The following is a 16,616-nucleotide window of genomic DNA, read 5'->3' as shown; positions in this document are numbered from 1 at the left end:
TTCTTTTGAAGGTGACGTAGCCTCACGATGTATCTCGTCGTCGAACAACTGCTGAACGGCCTGCAATTCGGCCTGCTGCTGTTCCTGCTGGCAGCCGGACTGACGCTGGTGTTCGGCATCATGGACTTCGTCAATCTGGCGCACGGCTCGCTCTACATGATGGGCGCCTATTTCGCGGCGACCTTCGTGGCATGGACCGGCAGTTTTGTGCTTGGCGCGCTGCTGGCGCTGGGCGCCACGCTGCTGCTCGGCATCGCGCTCGAATATGCCGCGCTCCGGCATCTCTACGGCCGCGACCATCTCGACCAGGTGCTGGCGACGTTCGGCCTGATCCTGTTCTTCAACGATGCTGTCCGATTGATCTGGGGCCCGGCCGGTCTCGCGCTGCCGCTGCCGGTCTGGCTCACCGTACCGGTGCAGATCATTCCCGGCGTGTACTATCCGGCCTACCGGCTGATGATCATCGTGGTCGCGCTGGCGGTCGCAGCATTGCTCTATCTGGTCGTGATGCGCACCCGCGTCGGCATGCTGATCCGCGCCGGCGCCTCCAACCGCGAGATGATCGGGGCGCTCGGCATCAACATCAAGCTGTTGTTCACGCTGGTGTTCGGCCTTGGCGCCGCGCTCGCCGGGCTCGCCGGGCTGATGCAGGCGCCGATCCTCACCGTGCAGATCGGCATGGGCGAGAACATCCTGATCCTGGCCTTCGTCATCATCGTGATCGGCGGCATCGGCTCGATCCGCGGCGCGTTCATGGCCGCGGTGTTCGTCGGCATCATTGACACGATGGGCCGCGCCTTCCTGCCCGACCTGCTGCGCAAGGTGCTGAGCGGGGCGGCGGCCTCGACCGCGGCGCCGGCGCTGTCCTCGATGCTGATTTATCTGTTGATGGCCATCATCCTCGTGCTGCGGCCTGAAGGGCTGTTCCCGGCGGCCAAACGATGATGCCCAAGCTCAACGCCTCCAATTCCGTCGCGGCGCTGGTGTGCGCTGCCCTGGTCCTGCTGCCGGTCTATTCGGCAGTGACCGGCAATATCTTCATCCTGACGCTGTTCACCCGCATCGTGATCTTCGCGCTGGCCGCCGCCAGCCTGAACCTGATCATGGGCTATGGCGGCATGATGAGTTTCGGCCACGCCGCCTATCTTGGCATCGGCGGCTATGCGGTCGGCATCCTCGCCACTGAGGGCATCGGCTCCGGCTTCATCCAGTGGCCGGTGGCGCTCGTGGTCTCCGCGCTGTTTGCGCTTGTCATCGGTGCGCTCTCGCTGCGCACCCGCGGCGTCTACTTCATCATGATCACGCTCGCCTTTGCGCAGATGGCCTACTACATCACCTCCGGCCTGTCGCGTTACGGCGGCGACGACGGCCTCACCGTCTACAAGCGCAGCGATTTCGCCGGCCTGATCGACCTCTCGAACCGCACCCAGTTCTATTACCTCTGCCTGGCCTGCCTGTTCGGCGGCCTCTATCTGATCTGGCGCATCGTCAATTCGCGCTTCGGTCTCGTGGTGCAGGGCGTCCGCTCCAACGAGCAGCGCATGCAGGCGATCGGCTTCCATGCCAACCGCTATCGCCTGGTCTGCTTCGTGATCGCGGGCACCATCTGCGGCCTTGCCGGCGCGCTGCTTGCCAACAACACCGACTTCGTCAGCCCGGCTGTGATGTACTGGACCCGCTCCGGCGACCTCATGGTGATGGTGATCCTGGGCGGCATGGGCTCGCTGTTCGGCCCCGTGATCGGCGCGATCGTCTATCTCCTGCTCGAGGAGCTGCTATCGCAGGTCACCGAATATTCGGGACTGATCCTCGGTCCGGTGCTGCTCCTGATCGTGCTGTTCGCGCGCGGCGGCATCATGGGCCTGCTCGGGAGGATGCGCCGTGCCTGATTCCTCGGCTGAGCCCCTGCTCCGCGTCGAAAATCTGGTCCGTCGCTACGGCGGCATCACCGCGACCGACAACCTCTCGATGGAGGTGGTGCCGGGCGAACTGCACGCCATCATCGGCCCCAACGGCGCCGGCAAGACCACGCTGATCAGCCAGCTCACCGGGCAGGTGATGCCGAACTCCGGCACCATCCGCTTCGCCGGCCGCGATGTCACGGGCCTGCCGTCCTACAAGCGCAGCCGGCTCGGGCTGGCGCGCTCGTTCCAGATCACCTCGCTGCTGAAGGATTTCTCGGCGATCGACAATGTCGCGCTGGCGGCGCAGGCGCACGATGGCCACTCCTTCCGCTTCTGGGGCAATGCGCGCAAGGAGCGGCGTCTGCGCGACGCCGCGCGCGCGGCGCTGGAGCGCGTCGGCCTCGGCAAGCGTGCCGATGTGTTGGTGTCGCAATTGAGCCATGGCGAGCAGCGCGAGCTCGAGCTCGCGGTCGCGCTCGCCACCAAGCCGCAGCTTTTGCTGCTTGACGAGCCGATGGCCGGGCTCGGCGTCACCGAATCCGCGCGGATGGTCGCGCTGCTCAAGGAGCTGCGCAAGGAAGTGACCATCGTGCTGGTCGAGCACGACATGGAGGCGGTGTTCGCGCTGGCCGACCGCATCACGGTGCTGGTCTATGGCCGCGTCATCGCCTGCGACGTGCCGGATGCGATCCGCAAGCATGAAGAGGTCAAGCGCGCCTATCTCGGCGAACAGCATGCGGTGACGCGCCATGGTTGAGACCAAAGCCGCTGAAACCCTGCTCGAAGTCGACGCGATCGAGACCTGCTACGGGTTGAGCCAGGTGCTGTTCGGCCTGTCGCTGCAGATCAGGTCGGGCGAGATGGTCGCGCTGATGGGCCGCAACGGCATGGGTAAGACCACGACCATTCGCTCGATCATGGGCCTGACGCCGGCGCGATCAGGCGCCATCCGTTTCGCCGGCGAGGCGGTGCGCGGCCTGCCGTCCTACAGGATCGCAAAGCTCGGCATCGGCCTGGTGCCCGAGGGACGCCAGATCTTTCCGAACCTGACAGTGCGCGAAAATCTCGTCGCCGCCTCAGGCAATCGGTTCGGCGCCTCCGATCCCTGGACCATCGACAAGATCCATGCGCTGTTTCCGCGGCTCGCCGAACGCACAGGCAATATGGGCGTCACGCTGTCCGGCGGCGAGCAGCAGATGCTCGCGATCGGCCGCGCGCTGATGACCAACCCGAAACTCCTGATCCTCGACGAGGCGACCGAAGGTCTTGCGCCCCTGATCCGCGACGAGATCTGGAGCTGCCTGTCGATGCTGAAGGGACGCGGGCAATCGGTGCTGGTCATCGACAAGAACGTTGGAAACCTCGCCCGCATCGCCGACCGCCACTACATCATCGAGCGCGGCAAGGCGGTGTGGAGCGGCACCAGCGAGCAGCTGATCGCCGAGCCGGAGCTGCAGCACAAGTATCTGGGGATTTGACGGCTTGATCGCCGCACCGATTCAAGCCCCGTCACCCCCGCGCAAAGGCTTCGCCTTTGTCGCTGGAGGAGCGCGTAGCGCGTCTCGAAGGGTCGACGGCCACCAGCCGGGCCGAGCATCCTTCGAGGCTCGCCCAGCGGCGCAATTGCGCCGCAAGGCTCGCGCCTCCAGCGACAAAGGCGAAGCCTTTGCGCGGGGATGACGGGGCGTGGAGGCCTTCCGCGGTTCACCGCGAAGAGCCTCGCAGCAGTCGTTTGGCCGCATCGGCTGCGGCCGCCGCATAGGCCCGATCGCCATGCACCAGCATCAAGGAGATTGCGCCCTCAGAGAGCAGCCAGATCTCGCGCGCACGGCGGTGAGCCTCGCGGACGCCAGCCCGCTTCAGCAAGTCGCCGAGATGGGTTTCAAGCAATGCCTTGTGCCGACGCGCAATTGCGCGTGCAGGATGGCCGGGGAGATCGGCCAGTTCGATGACCAGCCTGGTAAATCCCGAGCCGGCCCATCGTGGCCGGTCGGCCCAGACCGCGAGGTCGCGGAATAGGCCGTCAATAATCGCTGCCGGCGAGCCGGACAGCTTGTCGCCGAACGTGGCGAACGCGGCCAAGGCCAATTCGTTCTGGGCTTCAAGCACGAAGGCGAGCAGCTGATCCTTGCTTTGAAAATGATTGTAGAGCGTGCGCTTCGTCACCCTCGTCGCCGCTGCAATTTCGTCCATGCTCACGCGGCTATATCCGCGCTGGCGAAACAGGACGTATGCGGCAGCAAGGATGCGCTGTCGTGTCGGTTCTGCAGATCGCACCATGCAGTCACCCCTGAGTATACCAGGTAGTGAATTTACACCGGTCGAAAAACCGAATGGAATGGCATCTGTGACTTTTTCAGCCCGTTGTAACCAGTTTCTTCCCTCGCGCTGCGAAGGCAATCGTCATGCCCGACCCATTGACGCTCAGAGAAATCAGAGCCCGTCCGGTGGTGCTCAAGCTGAAGCGGCCTGTGGTCGCGCGCATTGTCACGATATCGGAGTGGCCGCTCGTTCTCATCGATCTCGTGACCGAGGAGGGCATCGTCGGGCGAAGCTATCTCGAGCCGTATATCGTGAAATCGATGCGATATCTGGTTCCCGCACTTCATGACCTCAGCGAATTGCTCAGAGGTCGAAGCGTGGCGCCGGTCGAACTCTTTGAGGCAGCGCGCAGATCCCTCCACTTTGTCGGCTATGAGGGATTGTCGATGATCGCCGCGTCGGGTCTCGACATGGCTGCGTGGGATGCGTTGGCGAAGGCCGCAAACAAGCCGCTGTGCGTGCTGTTGGGTGCTACGGTCGGCGCCGTGAGATCCTACAACAGCAACGGCCTTTGGTTGAAAGAGCCGGCCGCCGTCGCAGCCGAAGCCTTGGAGTTGCGGAACGAAGGAGGATTTTCCGCTCTGAAATTGCGGCTCGGCCGAAGCGATCCGCGCGAAGATCTGGCGACGCTCGACGCGGTGCATAAAGCGGTCGGTGAGCGCATGCATCTGATGGTCGACTACAACCAGGGGCTAAATCTCGCCGAGGCCATCGAGCGCTGCCATATGATCGACGACCACGGCCTCGACTGGATCGAAGAACCCGTGCTCTACGACAATCTCGACGGGCACGCCCAGCTTGCGGCAGAACTGAAGACACCGATTCAGATCGGGGAGAACTTCTATGGCCCGAGGGAGATGCATAAGGCGATCGCGAAAAAGGCTTGCGACCTGGTAATGCCTGATTTCATGCGCATCGGCGGAGTGACGGGCTGGATGCGCGCGGCAGCGATCGCCGGCGCAGCAGGCATACCGATGTCAACGCATCTTTATCCGGAAGTGGCCGCTCATGTCATGCGTGCAACGGAGACCGCACATTGGCTAGAGTGGCAGGATTGGGCCGATCCAATTCTCGAACGGCCATATGAAATAAAGGATGGCCTTTTGCATATTCCTGACGCGCCCGGCCTCGGCCTGGAATGGAACGAACGGGCTGTTGCCGCAAACCTCGCGAGTCTCTAGCCGCAGAGTGGACCGGTTCGAGGGCTTGTCCCGCGCGGGGCGCTCCCCTCAAAACATCTCGAAATATTCGCGCTGCTCCCAGTCCGACACCTCGGCCTGGAAGCGCTCGATCTCCGCGTTCTTGATGAAGACGTAATAGTCGACGAACTCAGGTCCCAGCGCCCCGCGGAAGAACGGATCGTCGTTGAGCGCAAACACCGCTTCGCGCAGCGATTTCGGCAGCAGCGCGGCCTTGGTCTCGTAGGGCGTGTCGGCGGACGGGCCGGGATCGAGCTTGCGGTCGACGCCGTCGAGGCCGGAGAGGATCTGCGAAGCCATATAGAGATAGGGATTGGCGGCCGGCTCACCGATCCGGTTCTCCAGCCGGGTCGCCGGATCGCCGGCACCGCCGAGCACGCGGATCATCACGCCGCGGTTGTCGCGGCCCCAGATGGCGCGGTCCGGCGCCAGCGAATAGGAGCGGTAGCGCTTGTAGCCGTTGATGGTCGGCGTCGTGAACACGGTCGAGGCCCGCGCATGCTCGATCAGGCCGGCGAGCCAGGCGCGGCCGAGCGGGCTGAGCGGCTCGCCGGTCTCCTTGCCGGTTTCCTCGGCCATGAAGACGTTCTCGCCATTGGCGCGCGACACCAGCGACTGGTGCAGGTGCCAACCCGAGGCAAACACGTTCGGCAGTTTCGGCCGGCACATGAAGGTCGCGTGATAGCCGTGGCGGCGTGCGATCTGCTTCACCGCGGAGCGGAACAGCACCATGGTGTCTGCCGGCGCGAGCCCGACAGTCGGCGCGAAGGTGAATTCGCACTGGCTCGGGCCGAACTCGACCTCGACCGAGCGCAACGGCAGGTCGAGCGCGAGGATGTCGCGGCGGATGATCTCGAGCGCCGGCTCCATCAGATCGTAGCGCTGCTCGGTGAGGTACTGATAGCCGTGCGACAGCAGGCTCACCGACGGCGGCCGCCCGGGCTGGCCGGCATCCTCCGGCGCCATATGCGCATCGTCGAGCTTGAACAGATGGAATTCGACCTCGAGGCCCGCGACGAAATCGTAGCCGCGGCGCGCGAGCTGATCGAGCACCTTGCGATAGAGGTTGCGGGTCGCGAACGGCACCGGCCGTCCGTCGCTGAAGTAGAGATCGCACAGCACCCAGCCGGTGTTCTCCGCCCAGGGCAGCACGCGGAACGTGGTGGGATCGGTGACCATCAGCACGTCGGCCGCGCCCTCCATCTCCTTCATGCCGAAGCCGCCGCCGGCGGTGAACACCGGAAACACCGTCTTGTGCGAGGTGTCCTTGGCGAGCATCGTCGTGGTGATCGAGCAGCCGCCCTCGAGCGAGCGCACCGCTTCGCTGGCGATCAGCGTCTTGCCGCGCAGGATGCCGTGCTGGTCCGGGAATGAGAGGCGGATGACCTCGAGGTTCTTCTCCTCGACGATGCGGCGGAGGCGCTGTGCGGCCTCCTTCTGCTCATCCGACCACAGGCCGTGACGCTCGACAAAGCTCACCGCGTCACTCCTTTGTTGTTCGTCGTTCCGGGATGGTCCGAAGGACCAGACCTCAGATGCGCACTGCGCATCGGGGAACCTCGAGATTCCGGGTTCGGTGCCGACGCACCGCCCCGGAATGACGACGCCAAAATCATCACTCCGCCGCCGTCAGATGATGCACCCGGCCTGCGATCTCGCGCGGCACCGGGGCGGCCCACGGCGCGCCGCGGCGGCGCTTGACGTCGACCTCCATCCAGTAGAGCTCCCAACCTAGCGTCGGCCCGATGCCGTCCATCGTTGCCGGGCCCTGGATGCTGCGCGCGGAGGCGTCGTCGAGGAACAGCATCGGCTTCTCGCCGCCGGCAACCTTCTCGATCTCCTGCCGCAGCAGTCGGCGATACTGCACGATCGCCTTGTCGCTCTGGCCGAGATGCTCGTTGGTGCGGTCCTGGATCGCCCCCATCGATTCCACCGCCCACTGGTCGTGGACGTTGATGTCGGTGCCCATGCCGGTATAGGTCTCGGTCGCCTGCTCGTGCGGATCGAAGCCGTAGTCGTTGCTGCGGTTCTTGCGCGACTTGTAGTCGGGCAGCGTATAGAGCTCGAGCCGCTGGTCGCGCATCTTCTGCTTGTCGACCGGCGCCGCGTAGCTGGTGAAGATCGCGTACCAGTAGCAGTTCTCGTCATCGACCGGCACGTGCCATTGCGTGATCGTCATCTCGGTCGACATCGGAATGACGAAGCCGTGCGGGAACAGCTGATTTGTCACCCGCACATGGGTGCGCTCCTCGTCGAGCTCGCGCAGCGCGATCAGGCGCAGGCCGTATTCGGTGTGCTCGACATTGATGATCGGCCGATCATATTCGCGCAGGATTTTCGTCATCGGCATGTCGCTGCCGGCGGAGGCGCCGCGGAATTGTTTGCCGTAGGCGGCCGAGGTGTCCTCGTCCTCGAAGAAGCGATGCAGGAAGGAGGCGTGTGCCGGATCGATGCCGACCTCGAGCGCCTGCAGCCAGTTGCAGTTCATGTGGCCCTTGAACGCGAAGGTGTGGCTGTCGGGTGCCACGAAGCAGTCGAGCTCCGGAAATGCCGGCGGGGTGCCTTCGCCGAGATAGGCCCACAGGATGCTGCTCTTCTCGATCACGGGATAGGAGCGCTGCCGGATGCCCTTGCAGAGCTGCGAGCCGGCGGGCTCGGCGGGCGTCTCGATGCATTGACCTGATACGTCGAACAGCCAGCCATGGAAGGCACAGCGCAGCCCGCCATTCTCGAGCCGGCCGAAGGCGAGGTCGGCGCCGCGATGCGCGCAGTGGCGGTCGATCAGCCCGTAGCTGCCGTCCTCGCTGCGGAACAGCACCAGGTTTTCGCCGAGCAGCTTGACCGGCCGCACCGGGCGCGGTCCCTCCAGCTCGTCGACCAGCGCCGCCGGCTGCCAGTACATCCGCATCAGCTTTCCGCAGGCGTCCTTGCGGCCGGTGCGGGTGATCAGATCGTTCGCTTCCTGGCTCATCATGGCGGCGTCTCCTGGATTTGGATTTGTTCGCCTATTGAACGTATGTGCGAATTATGCCATGTCTGGACAGGACAGCAAGCGCAATTTTTGAACCGTTCAAAGCCCAACCCATGCCCAAGCTGAAGCGGACCGATCAGGACGAGCGCGCCACCGATTTCGTCGAGGCGCTCGATCGCGGCCTGCGCCTGCTGCAGGTGTTCGGCACCGTCTCCGGCCCGGCGACCTTGAGCGATCTGGCGCGCGCCGCCGACCTGCCGCGTGCCACCGCGCGCCGCATCCTGTTCACGCTCGCGCATGGCGGTTTTGTCGCGACCGACGGCAAGTTGTTCACGCTGACGCCGCATGTGCTGACGCTGGCGGGCTCCTTCCTGCAATCCAACCAGGTGGTGACGGTGCTGCAGCCGGTGCTCGATCGCATCGCGACCGCGGCCCAGGAGATCGCGTCGCTCGCATTGCTCGACGGCGATGATGTCGTGTTCGTCGCGCGCTCGAGCCCGACCCGGGTGTTCTCCGCCGGTCTCGATATCGGCTACCGGCTGCCGGCGTTCTGCACCTCGGTCGGTCGCGCGATGCTTGGCCGGCTCGCCGATGCCGAACTCGCGGCGCGGCTGAAGGCGATGCGCCGCGATCCGGTGACGCCGCAGACGGTCACCGATCCGAAAAAACTGCTCGCCGTCATCATCGCCGATCGCGCGCAGGGCTATTCACTGGTCGACCGCGAGGCCGAACCGCATTTCCGTTCCATCTCGGTCCCGGTGCGCCGCTACGACGGCACCATCGTCGCCGCGATCAACATGGGCGCTCACGTCGATCGCGTGCCGGCCAAGGAGTTGATCGACCGCTTCCTGCCGCTGCTGCGTGAAGGGGCGGAGTGCGTGAAGAGCCGGCTGCTGTAGTGCGTCTACGGTGTGACGTTGATCGAGCAGCAGCGGCATCGGAATTGCGGTCCCCTCTCCCGCTTGCGGGGGAGGGTTAGGGTGGGGGCTCTCTCCGCGAGTCGTATCGTGGTAGGAGCCCCCACCCGGATCGCATCTTTCGATGCGATCCGACCTCCCCCGCAAGCGGGAGAGGTGCAGCGAGGCTGCCGTTGAATCGATTAAACCTAACGTCGCTGGCTACAGCGCCACGCTGCGCAGCCCGAACGAGCGCGCCTCGTTCTGCAGCACCGGCCGCACCGAATCGATCAGCCGCGCGGCGGCGGCGTCGACCGAGAGGCCGGCGGTGTCGACCACCGCTGAGGCGCGCGCATAAAGCGGTTCGCGGCTGACCAGGATGTTGCGCAGTTCGGCCATCGCCGAGCGGTCGTCGGCCATCGGGCGCAGATCGCCCTGGCGGCGGACGCGCGCCATGTGCTCTTCCGGCTCGGCCTTCAGCCAGATCGTGTAGAATGACGACAGGATCAGGTCGAAGGTCAGGGCCTCGGAGACGATGCCGCCGCCGGTCGCCAGCACCATCAATTCGTTGCGTGCCAGCAGCTGCGTCAGCGCGGCCTGCTCCATCCTGCGAAAGCCTTCCTGGCCGTACAGGGCGATGATCTCGGCGACCGAGAGGCCGTTCTGCGCCTCGATCTCCTTGTTGAGCTCGACAAAGCTCCAGCCGATCTTTTTCGCCAGCAGCCGGCCCAGCGTGGTTTTGCCGGCGCCGCGCAGGCCGATCAGCGCGATGCCGGAGAACGAGGCGCGGCGCGGTGCCAGCGGGCTGCTGCCGGCGAGGATGTCCTTGGCCTGCGCGATCTGGTTCGGCGAAGCTTTGCGCAAGAAGTCGCGGATGACAGCCCAATCCGGGATCGGTTCGCTCGAGGGGATCAGGTCCTCGAGATGCGCGCCCATCGCGCCTGCGACACGGCGCAGCAGCACGATCGAGACATTGCCTTTGCCGCTCTCGAGCTGGGCGATGTAGCGTTCGGAAATGCCGGAGACCTTGGCGAGCACCTTGCGCGACATGCCGGCCAGGCCGCGCGTCGTGCGCACACGCTGGCCGAGCTGCTCGAGGAAGTCGGTTTCCGGATCGTTGGCTGCGGTCATGATCCCTGTGCGACGTGCGGGTTCTGTTCAGGCTGGAATCAGACCCAAGCTTTAGGAAACATAGTGCCGATGAGGATTGACAGCAAGCCAATGTGGTGGCTTTGTATGAATTATAATTCTTAAAACTTGACGGGAGAGGGCAGGCGCTACGCGCTTTTGCCTGAGGAGCGGGCCATGACTTACAACGCAGTGACCTGGCTGCTCGACCGCAATGTCGATGAAGGCCGCGGCGACAAGGTCGTGTTCGACGACACGGTGTCGCAAATCACCTATGGCCAGCTGCAGCAGCAGACCCGTCGCCTCGGCAACATGCTGCGCCGGCTCGGCGTCCGCCGCGAGGAGCGGGTCGCCATGATCATGCTGGACACGGTCGATTTCCCGGTCGTGTTCCTGGGCGCGATCCGCGCCGGCGTGGTGCCGGTGCCGCTCAACACGCTGCTGACCGCGGAGCAATACGCCTACATCCTCGGCGACTGTCGGGCGCGCGTGCTGTTCGTCTCCGAGGCGCTGCTGCCGGTCGTGAAGGACATCATCGCTCGCATGCCCGACCTCGAACACGTCGTGGTCTCCGGCAAGGACGCGCACGGCCACAACAAGCTGTCCGACGAGATCGCACGCGAGGGCGACGTGTTTGCCACTGCGCCGACCCATGCCGACGAGCCGGCGTTCTGGCTCTATTCGTCGGGCTCGACCGGCATGCCCAAGGGCGTGCGCCATCTGCATTCCAACCTCGCCGCGACGGCGGAGACCTACGCAAAGCAGGTGCTCGGCATCCGCGAGGACGATGTCGGCCTGTCGGCGGCAAAGCTGTTCTTCGCCTATGGGCTCGGCAATGCGCTGACCTTCCCGATGTCGGTCGGCGCCACCACGGTGCTCAACTCGGAACGTCCGACGCCGGCGGTGATGTTCGCGCTGATGCACAAGTATCATCCGAGCATCTTCTTCGGCGTGCCGACGCTGTTCGCGGCGATGCTCAACGACGAGGCGACCAAGGCGCAGTCCGGCGGCAATCGCCTGCGCGTCTGTACGTCGGCCGGCGAGGCGCTGCCGGAATCGGTCGGCAATGCCTGGAAGGCGCGGTTCGGCGTCGACATTCTCGACGGCGTCGGCTCGACCGAGCTCTTGCACATCTTCCTGTCGAATGCGCCCGGCGACATCAAATACGGCTCGTCCGGCCGTCCGGTGCCCGGCTACAAGGTGCGGCTGGTCAATGAGATCGGTGCCGACGTCGCGGACGGCGAGGTCGGCGAGCTCGTGGTCGATGCGCCCTCGGCCGGCGAGAGCTACTGGAATCAGCGCGCCAAGAGCCGCGCCACCTTCGAGGGCGCGTGGACCCGCACCGGCGACAAATACACGCGCGACGCCGACGGCCGGTACACCTTCTGCGGCCGCGCCGACGACATGTTCAAGGTCTCGGGCATCTGGGTCTCGCCATTCGAGGTCGAGAGCGCGCTGATCACCCATCCCGCGGTGCTGGAAGCCGCCGTGGTGCCGGAGGCCGATCCGGAAGGGCTGTTGAAGCCGAAGGCCTATGTGGTGCTGCGGCCCGGCAGCTCAGCCGACGGTCTGAATGAGGCGCTGAAGGAGCACGTCAAGCAGAAGATCGGCCCGTGGAAATATCCGCGCTGGATCGACGTGGTCGACAATCTGCCGAAGACCGCGACCGGCAAGATCCAGCGCTTCAAATTGCGCGACGGCGCGCAATAGCTGCCCACGCGTCGTCCCGGCGAAGGCCGGGACCCATACGCCGCGGCTTTCGTTTTGAGAGACGCTGTTCAACGGCTTTTGCGCAACAACTAACGCCTGTGGTTATGGGTCCCGGCCTTCGCCGGGACGACGAGTGAGGAAGGCCTATCATGCAGAATTTGAACCCCTCAGGCTTCCTCAGCATCGACGGCGCCGAGCTCGAATACCGCATGATCGGCCCAATGCCCGAGAAGGCCCCGACCATCGTGATGCTGCACGAAGGCCTCGGCTGCGTCGGCCTGTGGGGCGATTTCCCGGAGAAGCTGCAGGCGGCGACCGGCGTCGGCGTGTTCGCCTATTCGCGCGCGGGCTATGGCGCTTCGTCGCCGGCCAAGCTGCCGCGTCCGGTCGATTACATGCATCGCGAGGCGCTCGATGTGCTGCCGAAGCTGCTCGATCGGATCGGCTTCCGCCGCGGCCTCCTGCTCGGGCATTCCGACGGCGGATCGATCGCGGCGATCTATGCCGGCTCGCATCAGGACCATCGCCTGCACGGGCTCGCATTGATCGCGCCGCATTTCATCGTCGAGGACATCTCGGTCAAGTCGATCGCCGAGACCAAGACGGCGTATCAGACCACCAACCTGAAGGAGAAGCTGGCGCGTTGGCACAACGATGTCGACAGCACCTTCTATGGCTGGAACGACGCCTGGCTCGATGCAAAATTCCGCGACTGGGATATCTCCGATTATCTCGCCTATATCCGCGTGCCCGTGCTGATCGTGCAGGGCGCGGAGGATCAGTACGGCACGATGCGCCAGGTCGAGATCGCCCAGGAGGAGTGCTACTGCCCGGTCGACGTCGCGGTCATCGAAGGCGCCGGCCATTCGCCGCATCGCGAGGCCGCCGCGGTGACGCTGGACGCGGTCACCGAATTCGCCCGGGCGGCGCTCCGCGACGACCGGACCTTGGCGGCCTGACATTTGGTGCCGGTGCCAGGTCATTGGCCGCGCGAGCGAATTTCTGGAATATGAAACAAAATGCATGTTTTTGCGTTTTGAACTGGACCAGATCGAAAACATGCATTATTGTGCATGAGACTTCGAGACGAACCGTCAAAACGAACAACAGATAAGGGTGGCCCATGGCTGGTGACGATCGCGTCCTTGCAGGCGGGGCGAAGTACATCGACTTCCAGACCGAACCGTCGCGCTACCGACACTGGAAGCTCGACATCGCGGGTGACGTCGCGACGCTGACCATGGACGTCGACGAGAATGCCGGCCTGTTCGAGGGCTATCAGCTCAAGCTCAATTCCTACGACCTCGGTGTCGACATCGAGCTCGCCGATGCCGTGCAGCGGCTGCGCTTCGAGCATCCCGAGGTCAAGGTGGTGGTGATGCGCTCGGGCAAGAACCGCGTGTTCTGCGCCGGCGCCAATATCCGCATGCTGGCGGGTTCGACCCACGCCCACAAGGTCAACTTCTGCAAGTTCACCAACGAGACCCGCAACGGTCTGGAGGATTCCAGCGAGAACTCCGGCCAGAGCTTCATCACCCTCGTCAACGGCACCGCGGCCGGCGGCGGCTATGAGCTGGCGCTCGCGACCGACCACATCATGATGGCCGACGACGGCGCCGCCGCCGTCGCGCTGCCGGAAGTGCCGCTGCTCGCGGTGCTGCCGGGCACCGGCGGGCTCACGCGCGTCGTCGACAAGCGCAAGGTGCGCCGCGACCACGCCGATTTCTTCTGCACCATCGAGGAAGGCATCAAGGGCAAGCGCGCCGTGTCCTGGCGCCTGGTCGACGAGATCGCGCCGAACTCCAAGCTCGAGGGCAAGCTTGCCGAGCGCGTCAAGGAATTCGCCGCCAGATCGAAGCGCAACGGCGAGGGCAAGGGCATCACGCTGGCGCCGCTGACGCGCACCATCGACGACAGCGCGATCCGCTACGGCTTCGTCAGCGTCGACATCGATCGCGCCGCGCGCATCGCCACGATCTCGATCAAGGCGCCGGAAACTGCGGCGCCTGCCGACATCGACGGCATGATCGCGCAGGGCGCGGCGTTCTGGCCGCTGCAGGTCGCGCGCGAGCTCGACGATGCGATCCTGCATCTGCGCATCAACGAGCTCCAGATCGCGATGCTGGTGTTCAAGAGCCATGGCGACCGCGCCAACGTCGTGTCCTATGACGCGTTCCTGGAGGCCAACAAGGCGCACTGGCTGGTCAACGAGGTCAGGCATTACTGGAAGCGCGTGCTCAAGCGCATCGACGTCACCTCGCGCACGCTGGTGACGCTGGTCGAGCCGGGCTCCTGCTTCGTCGGCACGCTCGCCGAACTCGTGTTCGCCGCCGACCGCTCCTACATGCTGATCGGCCAGAAGCAGGGCGACAACCGCCCGCCGCCGGCGATCGAGCTGACGGCGATGAATTTCGGGCCGTATCCGATGAGCCATGGCCTGACCCGGCTGCAATCGCGCTTCCAGGCCGATCCATCGGATATCGAGCGCGCACAGGCATCGATCGGCAAGGCGCTCGACGCCGAGGAGGCCGAAGAGCTCGGCCTCGTCACCTTCGCGCTCGACGACATCGACTGGGACGACGAGGTCCGCGTGTTCTTCGAGGAGCGCACCTCGTTCTCGCCCGACGGCCTCACCGGCATGGAAGCCAATCTGCGCTTCGTCGGTCCCGAGACCATGGAATCGAAGATCTTCTCGCGTCTCACGGCGTGGCAGAACTGGATCTTCCAGCGGCCGAACGCGGTCGGTGAGGACGGCGCGCTGCGCCGCTACGGCACCGGCCAGAAGGCGCAATTCGACATGACGCGCGTTTGATTTTGTGTCCCGGGCGCTGCGCGGCACGCAAGTGACGCGCTGCAGAACCGGGACTTATGTGGACCACGAATCAATGGGTCCCGGCCCTGCGGCGCATCGCTTCGCGCTGCACCGCGTCCGAGACACGAGACCGACCCAGCAAGGAGCACGGCCATGAACATGAACATCATGAACGTCGATTACTCGACCAAGATTCCGAACAATGTGAATCTCGCCGAGGACCGCCAGGTGCTCAAGGCCCTGGAAGGCTGGCACCCCGGTTACATGGACTGGTGGAAGGACATGGGGCCGGACGGTTTCCAGGAATCGCTGGTCTATCTGCGCACCGCCTATTCGGTCGATCCGCGCGGCTGGGCGAAGTTCGATTACGTCCGCATGCCGGAATATCGCTGGGGCATTCTGCTTGCTCCACAGGAGGAAAATCGCGTCATCCCGTTCGGCGAGGATTTTGGCAAGCCGGCCTGGCAGGAAGTTCCCGGCGAGCATCGCGCGATGCTGCGCCGCCTGATCGTGATCCAGGGCGACACCGAGCCGGCCTCGGTCGAGCAGCAGCGCCATCTCGGCAAGACCGCGCCCTCGCTTTACGACATGCGCAACCTGTTCCAGGTCAATGTCGAGGAAGGCCGCCATCTCTGGGCGATGGTCTACCTCTTGCAGAAGTATTTCGGCCGCGACGGCCGCGAGGAGGCGGACGATTTGTTGCGCCGCCGCTCCGGTGATGCGGATTCTCCGCGCATGCTCGGCGCCTTCAACGAGGCGACGCCGGACTGGCTGTCGTTCTTCATGTTTACCTACTTCACCGACCGCGACGGCAAGATGCAGCTGCACTCGCTGGCGCAGTCGGGCTTCGATCCGCTGTCGCGCACCTGCCGCTTCATGCTGACCGAGGAAGCCCACCACATGTTCGTCGGCGAGACCGGCATCACCCGCGTCGTGCAGCGCACCTGCGATGCGATGCAGGAAGCCGGCATCACCGATCCGACCGATATCGCGAAAGTCCGCGCGCTCGGCGTGATCGACCTGCCGACCATCCAGAAGAAGCTGAACCTGCATTATTCGCTGTCGCTCGACCTGTTCGGCTCCGAAGTCTCGACCAACGCCGCCAACGCCTTCAACGCCGGCATCAAGGGCCGCTACAAGGAAACCACGATCGAGGACGATCACCAGCTCAAGAACTCGACCTATCCGGTCATGAAGATGGTGGACGGGCAGATCAAGATGGTCGACGAGCCGGCGCTGACCGCGCTCAACATGCGGCTGCGCGACGACTACACGCAGGATTGCGTCAAGGGCATGCTGCGCTGGAACAAGGTGATCTCGACCGCGGGCATCGACTACAAGCTCGCCGTGCCGAGCACGGTGTTCCATCGCCAGATCGGCGAGTTCAGGGATGTCCATGCGACGCCCGATGGCCTCTTGATCGACGATGCGACCTGGGCCAAGCGCAAGAACGACTGGCTGCCCTCGACCGAGGACGGCGACTTCATCGCCTCGTTGATGAAGCCGGTGACCGAGCCCGGCCAGTTCGCCTCCTGGATCTCGGCGCCCAAGGTCGGCATCGACAACAAGCCTGGCGATTTCGAATATGTGAGGATCGAGAGCTGACGTTCTGAGCGCTCTCCTTCGGGAGAGAGCAGAAAAGGGGCGAGCCAAAAGGTCCCAGGCTCGCCCCTT

At 64.7% G+C, this 16,616-nt stretch carries 14 protein-coding genes; 10 read left to right on the top strand and 4 right to left on the bottom strand.

Annotated features, from left to right (window positions below):
• The first annotated feature begins 27 nt into the window (after positions 1–27).
• Genes WDM24_RS38270 through WDM24_RS38255 form a run of 4 tightly spaced genes read left to right on the top strand, consistent with a single transcriptional unit; the run spans position 28 to position 3,382 of the window.
• On the top strand, positions 28–945 hold the full coding sequence (locus WDM24_RS38270) for a branched-chain amino acid ABC transporter permease (RefSeq protein ID WP_166299420.1): 918 nt from the start codon (positions 28–30) through the stop codon (positions 943–945).
• Positions 942–1,889, top strand: a complete 948-nt coding sequence (locus tag WDM24_RS38265) for a branched-chain amino acid ABC transporter permease (protein WP_338829380.1) — start codon at positions 942–944, stop codon at positions 1,887–1,889. The genes WDM24_RS38270 and WDM24_RS38265 overlap by 4 nt, the downstream gene beginning before the upstream one ends.
• Positions 1,882–2,661, top strand: a complete 780-nt coding sequence (locus WDM24_RS38260; protein ID WP_338829379.1) for an ABC transporter ATP-binding protein — start codon at positions 1,882–1,884, stop codon at positions 2,659–2,661. Before WDM24_RS38265 ends, WDM24_RS38260 begins: the two co-directional genes overlap by 8 nt.
• Positions 2,654–3,382 carry an ABC transporter ATP-binding protein gene (locus tag WDM24_RS38255; RefSeq protein WP_338829378.1) on the top strand — a complete coding sequence of 243 codons (729 nt, stop codon included), beginning with the start codon at positions 2,654–2,656 and terminating at the stop codon, positions 3,380–3,382. Before WDM24_RS38260 ends, WDM24_RS38255 begins: the two co-directional genes overlap by 8 nt.
• Positions 3,383–3,608: 226 nt before the next feature.
• Here WDM24_RS38255 and WDM24_RS38250 read toward each other — a convergent pair whose 3' ends face one another.
• Positions 3,609–4,304 (bottom strand): helix-turn-helix domain-containing protein, encoded by a 696-nt coding sequence (locus WDM24_RS38250; protein ID WP_338829376.1) that lies wholly within the window; start codon positions 4,302–4,304, stop codon positions 3,609–3,611.
• A gap of 5 nt (positions 4,305–4,309) precedes the next feature.
• On the opposite strand from WDM24_RS38250, the gene WDM24_RS38245 reads away from it, so the two are divergent.
• The gene (locus WDM24_RS38245; protein WP_338829375.1) at positions 4,310–5,407 is read left to right on the top strand and encodes an enolase C-terminal domain-like protein; all 1,098 of its coding nucleotides are present in this window, start codon (positions 4,310–4,312) and stop codon (positions 5,405–5,407) included.
• 48 nt (positions 5,408–5,455) lie between these two features.
• Here the strand turns inward: WDM24_RS38245 and WDM24_RS38240 are convergent, their stop codons facing one another.
• The gene (locus WDM24_RS38240) at positions 5,456–6,904 is read right to left on the bottom strand and encodes a glutamine synthetase family protein (protein WP_338829374.1); all 1,449 of its coding nucleotides are present in this window, start codon (positions 6,902–6,904) and stop codon (positions 5,456–5,458) included.
• Positions 6,905–7,040: 136 nt separating this feature from the next.
• On the bottom strand, positions 7,041–8,399 hold the full coding sequence (locus tag WDM24_RS38235; protein ID WP_338829373.1) for an aromatic ring-hydroxylating dioxygenase subunit alpha: 1,359 nt from the start codon (positions 8,397–8,399) through the stop codon (positions 7,041–7,043).
• Positions 8,400–8,509: 110 nt separating this feature from the next.
• Between WDM24_RS38235 and WDM24_RS38230 the strand changes: the two genes are divergently transcribed.
• Complete coding sequence (locus WDM24_RS38230; RefSeq protein WP_338829372.1) at positions 8,510–9,295, top strand: IclR family transcriptional regulator domain-containing protein; 786 nt, start codon at positions 8,510–8,512, stop codon at positions 9,293–9,295.
• A gap of 219 nt (positions 9,296–9,514) precedes the next feature.
• On the opposite strand, the gene WDM24_RS38225 is transcribed toward WDM24_RS38230, so the two are convergent.
• Positions 9,515–10,423: a helix-turn-helix transcriptional regulator gene (locus tag WDM24_RS38225; RefSeq protein WP_166299412.1), complete on the bottom strand. Its 909-nt coding sequence runs from the start codon at positions 10,421–10,423 to the stop codon at positions 9,515–9,517.
• A 174-nt stretch (positions 10,424–10,597) separates the two neighbouring features.
• On the opposite strand from WDM24_RS38225, the gene WDM24_RS38220 reads away from it, so the two are divergent.
• The 4 genes from WDM24_RS38220 (at position 10,598) to boxB (ending at position 16,547) form a co-directional block, all read left to right on the top strand.
• A complete protein-coding gene (locus tag WDM24_RS38220; RefSeq protein ID WP_338829371.1) occupies positions 10,598–12,130 on the top strand; it encodes a benzoate-CoA ligase family protein in 1,533 nt (510 codons plus the stop codon).
• Between the two features lie 149 nt (positions 12,131–12,279).
• Positions 12,280–13,089, top strand: a complete 810-nt coding sequence (locus WDM24_RS38215) for an alpha/beta hydrolase (protein ID WP_338829370.1) — start codon at positions 12,280–12,282, stop codon at positions 13,087–13,089.
• 164 nt (positions 13,090–13,253) lie between these two features.
• Entirely contained in the window at positions 13,254–14,942 is a 1,689-nt protein-coding gene (boxC, locus tag WDM24_RS38210; RefSeq protein ID WP_338829369.1) for a 2,3-epoxybenzoyl-CoA dihydrolase, read from the top strand.
• Positions 14,943–15,095: 153 nt separating this feature from the next.
• Positions 15,096–16,547, top strand: a complete 1,452-nt coding sequence (gene boxB, locus WDM24_RS38205) for a benzoyl-CoA 2,3-epoxidase subunit BoxB (protein WP_166299408.1) — start codon at positions 15,096–15,098, stop codon at positions 16,545–16,547.
• Positions 16,548–16,616 lie beyond the last annotated feature (69 nt).

The sequence above is a fragment of the Bradyrhizobium sp. 27S5 genome, from assembly GCF_037217225.1.
Classification (GTDB): domain Bacteria; phylum Pseudomonadota; class Alphaproteobacteria; order Rhizobiales; family Xanthobacteraceae; genus Bradyrhizobium; species Bradyrhizobium septentrionale.
This window is presented reverse-complemented; position numbering and strand designations above follow the sequence as displayed.